Source organism: Nocardioides sp. zg-1230 (assembly GCF_013155335.1).
Lineage (GTDB): Bacteria > Actinomycetota > Actinomycetes > Propionibacteriales > Nocardioidaceae > Nocardioides.
In genome coordinates, this window is sequence record NZ_JABJQZ010000009.1 from 53,630 (window position 1) to 68,807 (window position 15,178).

Here is a 15,178-nt window from a genome sequence, read left to right on the forward strand (position 1 = left end):
ATGGCCGGATTCCGCGAGGCGCGAGGCGACCTCCAGCTCGAGAGCGTGACCAAGACCTTCGGCGACTTCACCGCCGTCGACGACATCGACCTGACCGTCCCGCGCGGCTCGTTCTTCGCGCTGCTCGGGCCCTCGGGCTGCGGGAAGACCACCACCCTGCGGATGGTCGCCGGCCTCGAGCAGCCCACCGCCGGGCGGGTGCGGATCGGCGACACCGACCTCACCGGGTCACGGCCCTACGAGCGACCGGTCAACACCGTCTTCCAGTCCTACGCGCTCTTCCCCCACCTGACCATCCGCGACAACGTCGCCTTCGGGCCGAAGCGTCGCAAGGTCAAGGACGCGGCGCAGCACGCGGACGACGCCCTCGAGCTGGTGCAGATGACCCCCTTCGCGGCCCGCAAGCCCGCCCAGCTCTCGGGCGGCCAGCAGCAGCGCGTCGCGCTGGCCCGGGCGCTGGTCAACCACCCGGAGGTGCTGTTGCTCGACGAGCCGCTGGGCGCCCTCGACCTCAAGCTCCGACGCGAGATGCAGGTCGAGCTCAAGCGCATCCAGACCGAGGTGGGCCTGACCTTCATCCACGTCACCCACGACCAGGAGGAGGCCATGACCATGGCCGACACGGTCGCGGTGATGAACAGGGGCAGGATCGAGCAGCTCGGCCCTCCCGCCGAGCTCTACGACCTCCCCCGCACCCAGTTCGTGGCCAACTTCCTGGGCCAGGCCAACACCGGGGTCGGCCGGATCGAGGGCCGCGACGGCAACCACCTCGTGGCCGACGTCCTCGGCACCAAGGTGAAGGTCCTCGAGGGACGCTCGCAGGTGCACGACGGCGAGATGCTGTTCGGCGTACGCCCTGAGAAGGTGACGGTCTCGCGCAAGCAGCCCGAAGGCGTCGGCAACGACGTCAAGGGTGTCGTGCGCGACGTGTCGTTCCTGGGGGTGGCGACCAGCTACCTCGTCGACATGCCCAGCGGCACCACGTGGAGCTGCTACGAGCAGAACCTCGACGTCGAGCCGCTCGACCTTCGCCCGGGCGACGAGGTCTGGCTGACCTGGAACCCCGGCCACGCGTTCGGGGTCCCGGTGGAGGAGGCCACCGCATGAACACCCCACGACGTTCCCCGACTCCCCCGCTGCGCTCCGCCGCCGGACAACGCCGCGGGGGCCCCGCATGAGCGCCCTGGCCCACGTGGCCGGCGACCCGGCGGTGACGCCGGCTCCCCCGGCGCCCGAGACGAAGAAGCGCAGCTGGACGGCGTACCTCCTGCTGTTGCCGGGCGTGCTGTGGCTCGGCGTCTTCTTCCTGCTCCCCCTGGTGCAGCTGGCCTCGGTGAGCCTGCAGAGCCGCTACCCCGGCTTCCCGGGCTACTACTACCGCGACCTCAACTTCGAGAACTACGTCAGCGCGCTGACCGACTACGCGCCGCACTTCGCGCGGTCCTTCCTCTACGCCGGGCTGGCGACGTTCTTCGCCTTCGTCGTGTCCTACCCCCTGGCCTACGCGATGGCGTTCAAGGCCGGGCGCTGGCGCAACCTGATGCTGATCTGCGTCATCGCGCCGTTCTTCACCTCCTTCATCCTGCGCACGTTCGCCTGGTCGCAGATCCTCGCCGACGAGGCGTGGGTGGTCGGCACCCTGGAGTTCCTCAACCTCCTGCCGGGCGGCAGCATCATCAACACCCCGGTGGCCGTGGTCGCGGGCCTCACCTACAACTTCCTGCCCTTCATGGTGTTGCCGATCTACGCCTCGCTCGAGCGGGCCGACCCGCGGGTGATCGAGGCGGGAGGCGACCTGTACGCCAACGGGTTCACCACCTTCCGCACCGTCACGCTGCCGATGTCGATGCCCGGCGTGCTGGCCGGCACGCTGCTGACCTTCATCCCGGCGGCCGGCGACTTCGTCAACATGGAGCTGCTCGGCCCCCAGCGCGGGAAGATGGTCGGCAACGTCATCAACGACCAGTTCCTCGCCGTTCCCGGCGGCTACCCGGTCGCGGCAGCGCTGTCGTTCACCCTGATGGCCGCCATCTTGGTGATGGTCTTCCTCTACGTACGCCGGTTCGGCACCGAGGAGCTGGTGTGACGTGGCCACGATGACCCCGCCGACGACGACGCCGTCCCCGACGACCGAGCACTCGCCCGCCTACCGCCCCTCGACCGCCAAGCGGGCGCAGCTGTGGCTCGCCAACCACTTCGCGATCCTCTCGGCCGTCCTGGTGCTCCTCTACCTCTTCCTGCCCGTCGCCTACACCTTCGCCTTCTCCTTCAACGACCATGGCAAGACCAACATCGTGTGGCAGGGCTTCACCTGGGAGCACTGGCAGGACCCCTGCGGCGTGCCCGGCGTCTGCGAGTCGCTGGTGACCTCGCTGCAGGTCGGCGTGATCTCCACGATCGTGGCCACGGTGCTCGGCACGCTCATGGCGCTGGCCATGGTCCGCTACCGCTTTCGCGGCAAGGCCGCGAGCAACCTGCTGATCTTCGTGCCGATGGCCACCCCCGAGATCGTCATGGGCGCGGCACTGCTGACGATCTTCGTGCAGGGCTTCGCGAACATCGGCATCAACCTCGGCTTCACGACGATCGTCTTCTCCCACATCATGTTCTGCCTGAGCTTCGTGGTGGTGACCGTCAGGGCCCGCATCCAGTCCCTCGACCCGCGGATCGAGGAGGCGGCGCAGGACCTCTACGCCAGCCCGATGCAGACCTTCTGGAAGGTCACCTTCCCGCTGATCCTGCCCGGCATCGCGGGTGCCGCGATGCTCGCGTTCTCGCTGTCCTTCGACGACTTCATCATCACCAACTTCGTCTCCGGCAACGAGGCGACGTTCCCCAAGTTCGTCTACGTCGCCTCCCGGCGCGGCATCCCGGCCGAGGCCAACGTCATCGGCTTCTCGATGTTCGTGATCGCCGTGCTGCTCGTCGTGGGCGCCCAGGTCGTGAGCTCGCTGCGTGCCTCGACGCCCAAGAAGTGACCCGACCCCACCCTGCAACCGAGGAGAGACGACGAGTGCCTGAGCCGATGCGCGTGCTGATGGTCGGAGCCGGCGGGGTCGGTGACGCCGCCGCCCGGATCGCGGTGGAGCGCGACTTCTTCGAGGCCTGGGTGGTCGCCGACTACGACCTCGAGCGGGCCGAGCGGACCGTCGCCGCGGCGCGCGGACGCCGAGACAGTCAGGGATCGTCGGGCGAGGAACGCTTCACCGCCGCGCAGGTCGACGCCTCCGACGCCCAGGCGGTGACCGCGCTCGCCCGGGAGGTGCGCGCCACCCACGTCTTCAACGCCGTCGACCCGCGCTTCGTGATGCCGATCTTCACCGGCGCGCTGGCGGCCGACGCCGACTACCTCGACATGGCCATGAGCCTGTCGGTGCGCCACCCGGACGCCCCCTACGAGAAGGTCGGGGTCAAGCTCGGGGACGAGCAGTTCGCGCGGGCCCCGGAGTGGGAGGCGGCCGGACGCCTCGCGCTGCTCGGCATCGGTGTCGAGCCGGGGCTGTCCGACGTGTTCGCACGCTATGCCGCCGACGAGCTCTTCGACCACATCGACGAGCTCGGCACTCGCGACGGCGCCAACCTGGTCATCCGCGACGACGACGGCAACGAGGTCTTCGCGCCGGGGTTCTCGATGTGGACGATCATCGAGGAGTGCCTCAACCCGCCCGTCGTGTGGGAGCGGGAGAGAAGCGGCGGCGACCTGGAGTCCGGGTTCTTCACGCTGCCGCCCTTCTCCGAGCCGGAGGTCTTCGACTTCCCCGACGGGATCGGACCGGTCGAGTGCGTCCACGTCGAGCACGAGGAGGTGCTCCTGATGCCGCGCTGGGTCGACGCCGACCGGGTCACCTTCAAGTACGGCCTGGGCGAGGAGATGATCGGCATCCTCCGCACCCTCCACACGCTCGGCCTCGACTCCACCGAGCCCGTGTCGGTCAAGGGGGTGCAGGTCTCGCCCCGTGACGTGGTGGCCGCCTGCCTGCCGGACCCCGCAACCATCGGGCCACGCATGGAGGGCAAGACCTGCGCCGGTCTCTTCGTCACCGGCACCGGCAAGGACGGTGCGCCGCGGTCGACGTACCTCTACCACGTCGTCGACAACGCCGACTCGATGCGCGACTACGGCGCCCAGTGCGTGGTCTGGCAGACCGCGATCAACCCCGTGGTCGCGCTGGAGCTGCTGGCCGACGGCACCTGGTCGGGCACCGGCGTGCTCGGCCCGGAGGCACTGCCGCCGAAGCCGTTCCTCGACCTGCTCGCCGCACCGAAGCCCGAGGGGTACGGATCCCCGTGGGGCCTCGAAGACCGGACCAAGGACCGAACACCCCACGACGTTCTTCTCCCCCGCTCCGCTCCTCCGAACAACGCCGCGGGGACCCCGAAAGGACTGACATGACACTCTCCCAGGAACGCATCCTGGCCACCGAGATCCCGGGGCCGAGGTCCCGGGCCCTCCAGGCCCGCAAGGTCGCGGCCGTCTCGGCCGGCGTCGGCACGACGCTGCCGGTGTACGTCGAGCAGGCCGGCGGCGGCATCCTCCGCGACGTCGACGGCAACCAGCTCATCGACTTCGGCTCGGGCATCGCCGTCACGACGGTCGGCAACGCCGCACCGCGAGTGGTCGAGGCGGTCCAGCGCCAGGTCGCCGACTTCACCCACACCTGCTTCATGGTCACGCCCTACGAGGAGTACGTCGCGGTCTGCGAGAAGCTCGCGGAGCTCACCCCGGGCAAGGACGAGAAGCGCTCCGCGCTCTTCAACTCCGGCGCCGAGGCCGTCGAGAACGCGGTGAAGGTCGCCCGCCACCACACCGGACGCGACGCGATCGTGGTGTTCGACCACGCCTACCACGGTCGCACCAACCTGACGATGGCGCTGACCGCGAAGAACATGCCCTACAAGCACCGCTTCGGGCCGTTCGCCGGCGAGGTCTACCGCGCCCCGATGGCCTACCCCTTCCGCTGGCCCGGGGGTCCGGAGAAGTGCGCCGAGGAGGCGTTCGACGCCTTCGTCGCCACCGTGCACACCCAGGTGGGCGAGGACAACTGCGCGGCCGTGCTCATCGAGCCGATCCAGGGCGAGGGCGGCTTCATCGTCCCGCCGCCCGGCTGGCTGCCGCGGGTCGCCGAGTGGTGCCGCGAGCAGGGCATCCTGCTCATCGCCGACGAGATCCAGACCGGCTTCGCCCGGACCGGCGACTGGTTCGCGTGCGACCACGAGGGCGTCGTGCCCGACCTGGTCACCACCGCCAAGGGCATGGCCGGCGGCCTGCCGCTCGCAGCCGTGACGGGACGTGCCGAGGTGATGGACTCCGTCCACGTCGGCGGGCTGGGGGGCACCTACGGCGGCAACCCCGTCGCCTGCGCGGCGGCGCTCGCTGCGATCGAGACCATGGAGGCCGAGGACCTGCCGGCCCGGGCGCGTCAGGTCGAGGCCGCCTTCCTGCCCCGGCTGCACGCGCTCGCCGAGCGACACCCCGACCGGGTGGGCGACATCCGCGGTCGTGGCGCCATGCTGGCGGTCGAGCTGGTCAGCGACGGACCCGGACGTACGCCGGATCCGGCGCTCGCCGCCGCCGTCCACCGCGCCTGCTCCGCAAACGGGCTGGTCACGCTGACCTGCGGCACCTTCGGCAACGTGTTCCGGTTCCTGCCCCCGCTCGCGATCGGTGACGACCTCCTCGCCGAGGGGCTCGACATCTTCGAGGCCGCCTTCGACGAGGCGGTCGACGGCCCCAGTGGCAAGGTGGGGTGATGGCTGACAACACCGTGATCGAGACCGTCCCCACCCGGCTCCTCATCGGCGGCGAGTGGGTCGACGCAACCAGCGGCGGCACCTTCGAGGTGCACAACCCGGCCGACGCCGGCGTCCTGACCCGGGTGGCCGACGCGACGCCCGCCGACGGCGAGCGTGCCCTGGCCGCCGCTGCCGCCGCCCAGCGGGAGTGGCGCACCACCGAGCCGCGCGCCCGAGGGGAGATCCTGCGCAAGGCCTTCGAGCTGCTCACCGAGCGCGCGGACGACTTCGCCCGGCTGATGACCCTCGAGATGGGCAAGACGCTGACCGAGGCGAGGGGCGAGGTGACCTACGGCGCCGAGTTCTTCCGGTGGTTCTCCGAGGAGGCCGTCCGGATCCACGGTCGTTACTCCCCCGCGCCCGCCGGCAACACCCGGCTGATCACCATGAAGGCTCCCGTCGGCCCGACGCTGATGATCACCCCCTGGAACTTCCCGCTCGCCATGGGGACGCGCAAGATCGGTCCGGCCATCGCCGCCGGCTGCACCATGGTGGTCAAGCCCGCCGCCGAGACGCCGCTGACGATGCTGGCCCTGGCCGACCTCCTCGAGGAGGTCGGCCTGCCCGCCGGCGTGCTCAACGTCGTCACCACCACCGACTCCGGCGGCGTCTGCGAGCCGATCATCAAGGACCCGCGGCTGCGCAAGCTGACCTTCACCGGGTCCACGGCGGTCGGCAGGAAGCTCGTCGCCCAGGCCTCCGACCAGCTGCTGCGGGTGTCGATGGAGCTCGGCGGCAACGCCCCGTTCATCGTCTTCGAGGACGCCGACCTCGACGCCGCAGTCGACGGCGCCATGCTGGCCAAGATGCGCAACATCGGCGAGGCCTGCACGTCGGCCAACCGGTTCCTGGTGCACGAGTCCGTCGCCGAGGAGTTCTCCCGCCGATTCGCCGAGCGGATGGGAGCGCTCACGGTCGGCGACGGCACCCGGGACGGCGTCGACGTCGGTCCGCTGATCACCGACAAGGCGCGCGCAGGCGTCCACGAGCTGGTCGACGAGGCGGTCTCCGCCGGAGCACGCGCGCTGGTCGGCGGCGAGGTCCCCGAGGGTGAGGGCCATTTCTACCCGCCCACCGTGCTGGTCGACGTACCCGCCGACGCGCGGGTGTTCCGCGAGGAGATCTTCGGACCCGTCGCCCCCGTCTCGACCTTCGCCGACGAGGACGAGGCGCTGCGGCGCGCCAACGACACGGAGTACGGCCTGGTCGCCTACGTCTTCACCCGCGACCACGCCCGGGTGCTGCGGGTGAGCGAGGCGCTGGAGTTCGGCATGGTCGGCGTCAACACCGGCATCGTGTCCAACCCGGCCGCGCCGTTCGGCGGGGTGAAGCACTCCGGCTTCGGCCGCGAGGGCGGCTTCGAGGGCATCGAGGAGTACCTCGAGACGAAGTACGTCGGCAGCGCGTTGTGAGGCCCCGACCGTGACCACCATCGACCGCCGGCGGTTGGCAGCCCTGCACGCCGAGGAGGAGCAGCGCTTCGTCGACCTCCACCCGACCTCGGCGAGGCTCGCTGCCGAGGCCGGCGAGCACCTCCTCGCCGGCGTCCCGATGCCGTGGATGACGCGCTGGCCGGGCGCGTTCCCGCTGTTCGTGGAGTCGGCCGGGGGCGGTCGCTTCACCGACGCCGACGGTCTCGACTACGTCGACCTGTGCCTGGGCGACACCGGGTCGATGACAGGTCACTGCCTGCCGGCCGTCGCCGAGGCGGTGCGCGAGCGCACCGAGCGGGGCATCACCACGATGCTCCCCTCGACGGACGCCGCCTGGGTCGCCGGCGAGCTGAGCCGACGCTTCGGTGTCCCCCGCTGGCAGATGGCGATGACGGCCACCGACGCCAATCGCTTCGTGCTCCGCTTCGCCCGCCACCTCACCGCGCGGCCCCGGATCGCGGTGATCGACTGGTGCTACCACGGCACGGTCGACGAGACCCTGGGCGTGCTCGAGCACGGCCGTGCCGGCGACCGGGTGGTGCCGCGGCCGGGGGCGCTCGGCCCGCAGGTCGACGTGGCCACCACGACCGCCGTCGTCCCGTTCAACGACCTCGACGCGCTCGACGCCCGGCTCGCCGAGGGCGACGTCGCCTGCCTGCTGATGGAGCCGGCCCTCACCAACATCGGGATCGTGCTGCCCGACGACGGCTACCTCGCGGCGGTCCGCGAGGTCACCCGGCGCCACGGGGTGCTGCTCGTCAACGACGAGACGCACACGATCTGCGCCGGACCGGGCGGGGCGACCGCGGCCTGGGGCCTCGAGCCCGACCTGGTGGTCATCGGCAAGCCGATCGGCGGCGGCATCCCCGTCGCGGCCTACGGCATGACCGACGAGGTCGCCGCGCGGCTGGAGGGCCCGATGCTCGGTCACGACATCGACGTCGCCGGGGTCGGCGGCACCCTGTCGGGCTCGGCGCTCGCCATGGCAGCCGTGCGGGCCACGCTGTCGACGGCCCTGCGACAGGAGGACTTCGACGTCGCCATCCCCCTGGCGGTGCAGTTCACCGACGGCATCCGCGACGTCATCGCCGAGCACGACCTGCCGTGGCACGTGCAGCGGCTCGGCTGCCGCGCGGAGTACTGGTTCTGCCCACCGCCACGCACCGGCGCGGAGGCCGCGGCGGCCGTCGACGAGGAGCTCGACGCGTTCTTCCACCTCTGGACCGTCAACCGCGGGGTGCTGCTGGCGCCCTTCCACAACATGTCGCTCTTCGCGCCCTCGCACACCGACTCCGACGTCGATGCGCACACCTCGGCGTTCCGGGGCGCCGTGGAGGCGCTGCTCGGATGACCGCCCGCCCGATCGGGCAGCGCCGCGTCCCCGGCGACGTGCTGGTGCACCTGCGCCGCACCCGCGACCACATCGACCGGCACTTCGCCGAGCCCTTCGACCTCGACCGCCTCGCGGACCTCGCCGGAATGAGCCGCTACCACTTCATCCGGTCGTTCGCGCTGACGTACGGCGTGACGCCGGCGGCGTACCTCGCCGAGCGACGCGTCGAGCGGGCCCAGGACCTGCTGCGCGCGGCCAACCTGACCGTGACCGAGGTGTGCCACGCGGTCGGCTACAGCAGCCTCGGCTCGTTCAGCTCGCGGTTCCGGGAGATCGTCGGCGAGAGCCCGAGCGACTTCCAGCGGCGCTACGCAGCGGCGGGCAACCCGCGCATCCCCGGGTGCTACGTCTTCATGGCCGGGCTCGTCGAGAGGCGGGACGCCGGGAGGACCGCAACGCAGGAGAAGCACGACGGCGCCCGTCCTTCCTAGGCTCGTCGCATGATCACCAACATCTCCCTCCTGTCCGTCTGGGTGAAGGACATCGACGAGTCCCTCGCCTTCTACACCGACGTGCTCGGCTTCGAGGTCGGCGATGACCTGCAGCTCGGGCCCGACTTCCGCTGGTGCACGGTCTTCCACCCGAAGCAGCCCGAGATCCACCTCCACCTGACCACCCCGAGCGGCCCCCTCCCCGACTACCTCATCGAGGCGATGGCACGGGCCCAGGACGAGGGCGGGCTGCCCGGCGTCGGGATGAACGTCGACGACTGCCGAGCGACCTACGAGGAGCTGAAGGCCAAGGGCGTGGAGTTCCTCCAGGAGCCGGAGGAGCGGCCGTACGGCGTCGAGGCCCTGATGCGGGACAACTCCGGCAACTGGATGGTCCTGGTCGAGAAGCGCGACTACGTCCCGGAGGACTTCGAGGGCGTCGACATGGGCTGACGCCCGGCGCGCACCCGGCGTACCGTGGAGTCATGAGGAGCGGTCTCGCGACCCTCGGGTTGCTGCTGCTGGCCCTCGCGGTGATGCGGGTGGCCTGCGCCGCCCTGCGCGGCGACCTCCACGAGTGGCGCAGCGCCCGAGCCGTCGCACGGCTCGCCCGACGCGCCCGGCGTCGCAGCCACGGGGCCGACGTGGTCCCGCTCGGCCGCCCGGTCGAGCAGGTGGGCGCCGACCTGCGACGGCTCCACGCCCGGTTCCACACGGGCGGGATGCGCTTCGCGAAGTACGAGGGCTGCCGCCTGGCCTACGACCGGGTGCTCGGCGAGGCCGCCGAGATGGCGGGCTGTCCGCACCTGCTGGCGGTCCTGCCGCCCGGGGAGGAGCTCGACCACGAGCGTGAACGCGTCGAGTGGCTGCTCGTCCAGCACGGCCTGCTCCCGCCACCCTGGGCCGCCTGACGGGCGCCAGGCCCGGGACCGGGTCAGGGCCGGGACGGTGCCTCGAGCACCCCGGCGGCCCGCGCCGCCTCGGCGTACGCCACAGCAAGGGTGTCGACCGTGTCGTGCGCGTTGAGGCCGGAGGGGTTGGGCACCACGAACACGCGCGAGCTGCCCCAGCGTCCTGGCTGCTCCCCGACCTTCGCACCGCGCTGGCCGAACGCCGTCCGGTAGGCGGTGACACCGGCGACGGCCACGACGGACGGGCTGCGCTCGGCCACGAGCGAGCGGAGGCGTTCGCCGCCCGCGCGCAGCTCCTCGGTCGTGAGCTCGTCGGCCCGAGCCGTCGCCCGCGGCACCACGTTGGTGATGCCGATCCCGCGTCGGCGCAGCTCCTCGCGGTCCTCGTCGGTCATGCCCCTCGACGGGTCGATCGGCCTCGGCACGATCCCGGCGCGCAGCAGCGCGGGGTAGAAACGGTTGCCCGGCCGGGCGAAGTGGCTCTGGGTGGCTGCGGTCCACAGGCCCGGGTTGATCCCTACGAACAGGAGCCGCAGCGGCTGGTCGACGGACGGCAGGAGGTCCGGGACCTCGACGTCACGGAACGACTCCAGCTCCGCCCTGGTGAACCCCATGCCCCCATCCTGCCGGGGCGGCCCACCACCGACGCACGAGACCCCGCCTCCCTCGCGGGAGACGGGGTCTCGGATGGTGCAGGTGCCGGTCAGTGACCGGCGGTGATCACTTGGTGATCTTGACGACGCGGCCGGCGCCGACCGTGCGGCCACCCTCGCGGATGGCGAAGCGCAGGCCCTCGTCCATCGCGATGGGCTGGATGAGCTCGACCGACATCTCGGTGTTGTCACCCGGCATGACCATCTCGGTGCCCTCGGGCAGCGTCACGACGCCCGTCACGTCCGTGGTCCGGAAGTAGAACTGCGGACGGTAGTTGTTGAAGAACGGCGTGTGACGGCCGCCCTCGTCCTTCGACAGGATGTAGACCGAGGCGTCGAAGTTGGTGTGCGGGGTGGTCGTGCCCGGCTTGATCACGACCATGCCGCGCTCGACGTCCTCGCGCTTGGTGCCACGGAGGAGCAGACCGACGTTCTCGCCCGCCTGGCCCTCGTCGAGGAGCTTGCGGAACATCTCGACACCGGTGACGGTGCTCTTCTGCGAGCCCTCGCGGATGCCGATGATCTCGACCTCCTCGTTGACCTTGACGATGCCGCGCTCGATGCGACCGGTGATGACGGTGCCACGACCGGTGATCGTGAAGACGTCCTCGACGGGCATGAGGAAGGGCTTGTCGGTCTCGCGCTCCGGGGTCGGGATGTAGTCGTCCACGGCCTGCATGAGCTCGGCGATCGAGTCGCCCCACTTGGCGTCACCGTTGAGGGCCGGGAAGGCCGCCACGCGCACGACGGGGATGTCGTCGCCCGGGAACTCGTACTCGGAGAGGAGCTCGCGCACCTCCATCTCGACGAGCTCGATGAGCTCCTCGTCGTCGACCATGTCGCACTTGTTGAGCGCCACGACCAGGGCGGGCACGCCGACCTGGCGCGCGAGCAGCACGTGCTCGCGGGTCTGCGGCATCGGGCCGTCGGTGGCGGCGACCACGAGGATCGCGCCGTCCATCTGCGCCGCGCCGGTGATCATGTTCTTGATGTAGTCAGCGTGACCGGGGCAGTCGACGTGCGCGTAGTGGCGCGTCTCGGTCTGGTACTCGACGTGCGCGATCGAGATCGTGATGCCGCGCTGGCGCTCCTCGGGAGCCTTGTCGATCTGGTCGAACGCCGAAGCCTCGTTGAGGTCCGGGTGCTTGTCGTGCAGCACCTTGGTGATCGCCGCGGTCAGCGTCGTCTTGCCGTGGTCGATGTGACCGATGGTGCCGATGTTGACGTGCGGCTTGGTCCGCTCGAACTTCGCCTTAGCCACTGGGGCTCCTCCTGATTGTTGTTCTCTGCGTGTGAGAGTTGGTGACTCGTGGGTGTGGGTGGTGCTGGTGCCGAGGATCCGGGGCGCGATTACTCGCCGCGGACCTTCTTGATGATCTCGTCGGCGATGTTCGTGGGAACCTCGGCGTACGAGTCGAACTCCATCGAGTACGACGCCTGACCAGAGGTCTTGGACCTCAGGTCGCCAACGTACCCGAACATCTCGGACAGCGGCACGAGGGCGTTGACGACCATGTCGCCATGACGCTCCTCCTGCGCCTGGATCTGGCCGCGGCGCGAGTTGATGTCGCCGATGACCGTGCCGAGGAAGCTCTCGGGGGTGGTCACCTCGACGGCGAACATCGGCTCGAGCAGCACCGGCTTGGCCTTGCGTGCGGCCTCCTTGAAGGCCTGGTTGCCGGCGATCTTGAACGCGAGCTCGGACGAGTCGACGTCGTGGTAGGCGCCGTCCTCGAGCGAGAACTTCACGTCGACCATGGGGTAGCCGGCGAGCACGCCGAACTCCATGGCCTCCTGGCCACCCTGGTCGACCGAGGGGATGTACTCCTTCGGCACGCGACCACCGGTGACGTTGTTGACGAACTCGTAGCCCGCGCCGGCGCCGGTCTCGGGGTCGATGTTGGGCCCGAGGTTGACGACGACCTTGGCGAACTGGCCGGAGCCACCCGTCTGCTTCTTGTGGGTGTAGGAGTGCTTCTCGACCGTGTTGCGGATGGTCTCGCGGTAGGCGACCTGCGGCTTGCCGACCGTCGCCTCGACGCGGAACTCGCGCTTCATGCGGTCGACGAGGATCTCGAGGTGGAGCTCGCCCATGCCGGCGATGATCGTCTGGCCCGTCTCCTCGTCGGCCTTGACCGTGAAGGTCGGGTCCTCGTCGGAGAGGCGCTGGATCGCGGTGCCCAGCTTCTCCTGGTCACCCTTGGTCTTGGGCTCGATCGCGACCTCGATCACCGGGGCCGGGAACGTCATCGACTCGAGGACGACCTGGTTGTTGGGGTCGCACAGCGTGTGACCGGTCTTGGTGTCCTTGAGGCCCATCACGGCCACGATCTGGCCGGCGCCGACCGACGCGATCTCCTCACGCTTGTTGGCGTGCATCTGGTAGACCTTGCCGATCCGCTCCTTGCGGCCGTTGACCGAGTTGACCACGGTCGAGCCCGCCTCGAGCTTGCCCGAGTAGACGCGGACGTAGATCAGCTTGCCGAGGTGCGGGTCGGAGGCGATCTTGTAGGCGAGGCCGGAGAACGGCTCGTCGTCGGACGGCTTGCGGGAGATGGCCTCCTCCTCGTCGCGCGGCGAGTGACCGACGATGGCGTCGATGTCGAGCGGCGAGGGAAGGTACTTGACGACCGCGTCGAGCAGGGGCTGGACGCCCTTGTTCTTGAACGCGGTGCCGCAGAGGACCGGGTTGACCTTGTCGGCCAGCGTGGCGCGACGGATCGCGGCCTCGAGCTCCTCGACGGTGAAGTTCTCGTCACCCTCCTCGAGGTACTTCTCCATGATCTCGTCGTCGGCCTCGGCGAGCGTCTCGATGAACTTCTCGCGGTACTCCGCGGCCTGCTCGGCGAGGTCGGCCGGGATCTCCTCGACGTCGTAGTCCTCACCCATCTTGGTCTCGCCGCGCCAGGTGAGGGCACGCATGCCGACCAGGTCGACGACACCGAGGAAGTCGGACTCCGCGCCGATCGGCAGCTGGAGCACGAGCGGGGTGGAGTTGAGGCGCTCGACCATCATGTCGACGCAGCGGAAGAAGTCCGCGCCGGTGCGGTCGAGCTTGTTGACGAAGCACATGCGGGGGACGGAGTACTTGTTGGCCTGGCGCCACACCGTCATGGTCTGCGGCTCGACACCGGCAACACCGTCGAAGACCGCCACGGCGCCGTCGAGGACGCGCAGCGAGCGCTCGACCTCAGCGGTGAAGTCCACGTGGCCGGGGGTGTCGATGATGTTGATCTGGTGGTTCTTCCACCAGCAGGTCGTCGCGGCCGACGTGATGGTGATGCCGCGCTCCTGCTCCTGCTCCATCCAGTCCATCGTGGCGCCACCCTCGTGGACCTCACCGATCTTGTAGGTGATGCCGGTGTAGAAGAGGATGCGCTCGGTGGTGGTGGTCTTGCCGGCGTCGATGTGCGCCATGATGCCGATGTTGCGGACCTTGTTGAGGTCGGTGGTGATGTCGACAGCCACTGTTGTGTCTCAGTCCCTCGGAAGTTGGTGGGAGCTCGTGGGGTGAGGGGCCGTACGACGCGCGGTGCGGGTCGTACGGCCCCTCGCCGTCACCAGCGGTAGTGGGCGAAGGCCTTGTTGGACTCGGCCATCTTGTGGGTGTCCTCGCGCTTCTTCACAGCGGCACCGAGGCCGTTGCTCGCGTCGAGGATCTCGTTCATCAGACGCTCGGCCATGGTCTTCTCGCGGCGGTCGGCGGCGTAGCCCACGAGCCAGCGCAGGGCCAGCGTGGTGGAGCGGTTGGCCTTGACCTCGACGGGGACCTGGTAGGTCGCGCCGCCGACGCGGCGGGACTTGACCTCGATGGCCGGCTTGACGTTGTCCATCGCGCGCTTGAGCGTGACGACCGGGTCGGTGCCGGTCTTCTCGCGGCAGCCCTCGAGGGCGGTGTAGACGATGCGCTGCGCCACAGCCTTCTTGCCGTCCTGCAGGACCTTGCTCACGAGCTGGGTGACCAGCTGGGAGCCGTAGACCGGGTCGACGACGAGGGGGCGCTTGGGAGCGGGACCCTTGCGAGGCATTACTTCTCCTTCTTCGCGCCGTAGCGGCTGCGGGCCTGCTTGCGGTTCTTGACACCCTGGGTGTCGAGCGAGCCGCGGATGATCTTGTAGCGGACGCCGGGAAGGTCCTTCACACGGCCGCCGCGGACGAGCACGATCGAGTGCTCCTGCAGGTTGTGACCGACACCCGGGATGTAGGCGGTGACCTCGACGCCGCTGCTCAGGCGCACGCGGGCGACCTTGCGGAGGGCGGAGTTCGGCTTCTTCGGGGTGGTCGTGTAGACGCGGGTGCAGACGCCTCGGCGCTGCGGGGATCCCTTCAGGGCAGGCGTCTTGTTCTTGGACACCTTGTCCTGGCGGCCCTTGCGGACCAGCTGGTTGATGGTGGGCACCGGGTGGTTCCCTCTCTCTGTCTGCTCATCACGGTCCGGCGCGGTGCCGGACTCGGGTGTCGTGCGTTGTTGCATGTGCCTGTTGCGAATACCGTGGCCAGCCGGGGCGCGGCCTCGAACGCCGCGAATTCCGTGCATGGGCATGGGTCTGGACGTGCCAGACAC

Annotated in this window: 15 protein-coding genes; 10 read left to right on the forward strand and 5 right to left on the reverse strand. The window is 69.9% G+C overall.

Annotated features, from left to right (window positions below; genetic code table 11):
• From HOO61_RS22940 to HOO61_RS22985, 10 genes are all read left to right on the forward strand, one after another.
• Entirely contained in the window at positions 1-1,107 is a 1,107-nt protein-coding gene (locus HOO61_RS22940; protein ID WP_172262191.1) for an ABC transporter ATP-binding protein, read from the forward strand.
• Positions 1,108-1,174: 67 nt separating this feature from the next.
• Positions 1,175-2,086: an ABC transporter permease gene (locus HOO61_RS22945; RefSeq protein ID WP_172262193.1), complete on the forward strand. Its 912-nt coding sequence runs from the start codon at positions 1,175-1,177 to the stop codon at positions 2,084-2,086.
• Between the two features lie 10 nt (positions 2,087-2,096).
• The gene (locus HOO61_RS22950; protein WP_172262430.1) at positions 2,097-2,978 is read left to right on the forward strand and encodes an ABC transporter permease; all 882 of its coding nucleotides are present in this window, start codon (positions 2,097-2,099) and stop codon (positions 2,976-2,978) included.
• Positions 2,979-3,013: 35 nt separating this feature from the next.
• Positions 3,014-4,393, forward strand: coding sequence for a saccharopine dehydrogenase family protein (locus tag HOO61_RS22955; protein ID WP_367650287.1), 1,380 nt, complete (start codon positions 3,014-3,016; stop codon positions 4,391-4,393).
• Positions 4,390-5,751 carry a 4-aminobutyrate--2-oxoglutarate transaminase gene (gabT, locus tag HOO61_RS22960; RefSeq protein ID WP_172262195.1) on the forward strand — a complete coding sequence of 454 codons (1,362 nt, stop codon included), beginning with the start codon at positions 4,390-4,392 and terminating at the stop codon, positions 5,749-5,751. Before HOO61_RS22955 ends, gabT begins: the two co-directional genes overlap by 4 nt.
• Positions 5,751-7,205 (forward strand): NAD-dependent succinate-semialdehyde dehydrogenase, encoded by a 1,455-nt coding sequence (locus HOO61_RS22965; protein WP_172262197.1) that lies wholly within the window; start codon positions 5,751-5,753, stop codon positions 7,203-7,205. Before gabT ends, HOO61_RS22965 begins: the two co-directional genes overlap by 1 nt.
• Before the next feature lie 10 nt (positions 7,206-7,215).
• Positions 7,216-8,577: a transaminase gene (locus HOO61_RS22970; RefSeq protein WP_172262199.1), complete on the forward strand. Its 1,362-nt coding sequence runs from the start codon at positions 7,216-7,218 to the stop codon at positions 8,575-8,577.
• Positions 8,574-9,050 carry a helix-turn-helix domain-containing protein gene (locus tag HOO61_RS22975; RefSeq protein WP_172262201.1) on the forward strand — a complete coding sequence of 159 codons (477 nt, stop codon included), beginning with the start codon at positions 8,574-8,576 and terminating at the stop codon, positions 9,048-9,050. Before HOO61_RS22970 ends, HOO61_RS22975 begins: the two co-directional genes overlap by 4 nt.
• A gap of 9 nt (positions 9,051-9,059) precedes the next feature.
• On the forward strand, positions 9,060-9,503 hold the full coding sequence (locus HOO61_RS22980) for a VOC family protein (protein ID WP_172262203.1): 444 nt from the start codon (positions 9,060-9,062) through the stop codon (positions 9,501-9,503).
• Positions 9,504-9,535: 32 nt separating this feature from the next.
• On the forward strand, positions 9,536-9,961 hold the full coding sequence (locus HOO61_RS22985) for a hypothetical protein (RefSeq protein ID WP_172262205.1): 426 nt from the start codon (positions 9,536-9,538) through the stop codon (positions 9,959-9,961).
• A gap of 23 nt (positions 9,962-9,984) precedes the next feature.
• On the opposite strand, the gene HOO61_RS22990 is transcribed toward HOO61_RS22985, so the two are convergent.
• The 5 genes from HOO61_RS22990 to rpsL form a co-directional block, all read right to left on the reverse strand.
• Complete coding sequence (locus HOO61_RS22990; protein WP_172262206.1) at positions 9,985-10,575, reverse strand: mismatch-specific DNA-glycosylase; 591 nt, start codon at positions 10,573-10,575, stop codon at positions 9,985-9,987.
• 106 nt (positions 10,576-10,681) lie between these two features.
• Positions 10,682-11,875, reverse strand: a complete 1,194-nt coding sequence (gene tuf, locus HOO61_RS22995; RefSeq protein ID WP_172262207.1) for an elongation factor Tu — start codon at positions 11,873-11,875, stop codon at positions 10,682-10,684.
• Between the two features lie 89 nt (positions 11,876-11,964).
• Positions 11,965-14,082 (reverse strand): elongation factor G, encoded by a 2,118-nt coding sequence (fusA, locus tag HOO61_RS23000; protein ID WP_172262208.1) that lies wholly within the window; start codon positions 14,080-14,082, stop codon positions 11,965-11,967.
• Between the two features lie 89 nt (positions 14,083-14,171).
• The gene (rpsG, locus tag HOO61_RS23005) at positions 14,172-14,642 is read right to left on the reverse strand and encodes a 30S ribosomal protein S7 (RefSeq protein WP_135838828.1); all 471 of its coding nucleotides are present in this window, start codon (positions 14,640-14,642) and stop codon (positions 14,172-14,174) included.
• Entirely contained in the window at positions 14,642-15,013 is a 372-nt protein-coding gene (gene rpsL, locus HOO61_RS23010; protein ID WP_056906817.1) for a 30S ribosomal protein S12, read from the reverse strand. Before rpsL ends, rpsG begins: the two co-directional genes overlap by 1 nt.
• Positions 15,014-15,178: the final 165 nt, after the last annotated feature.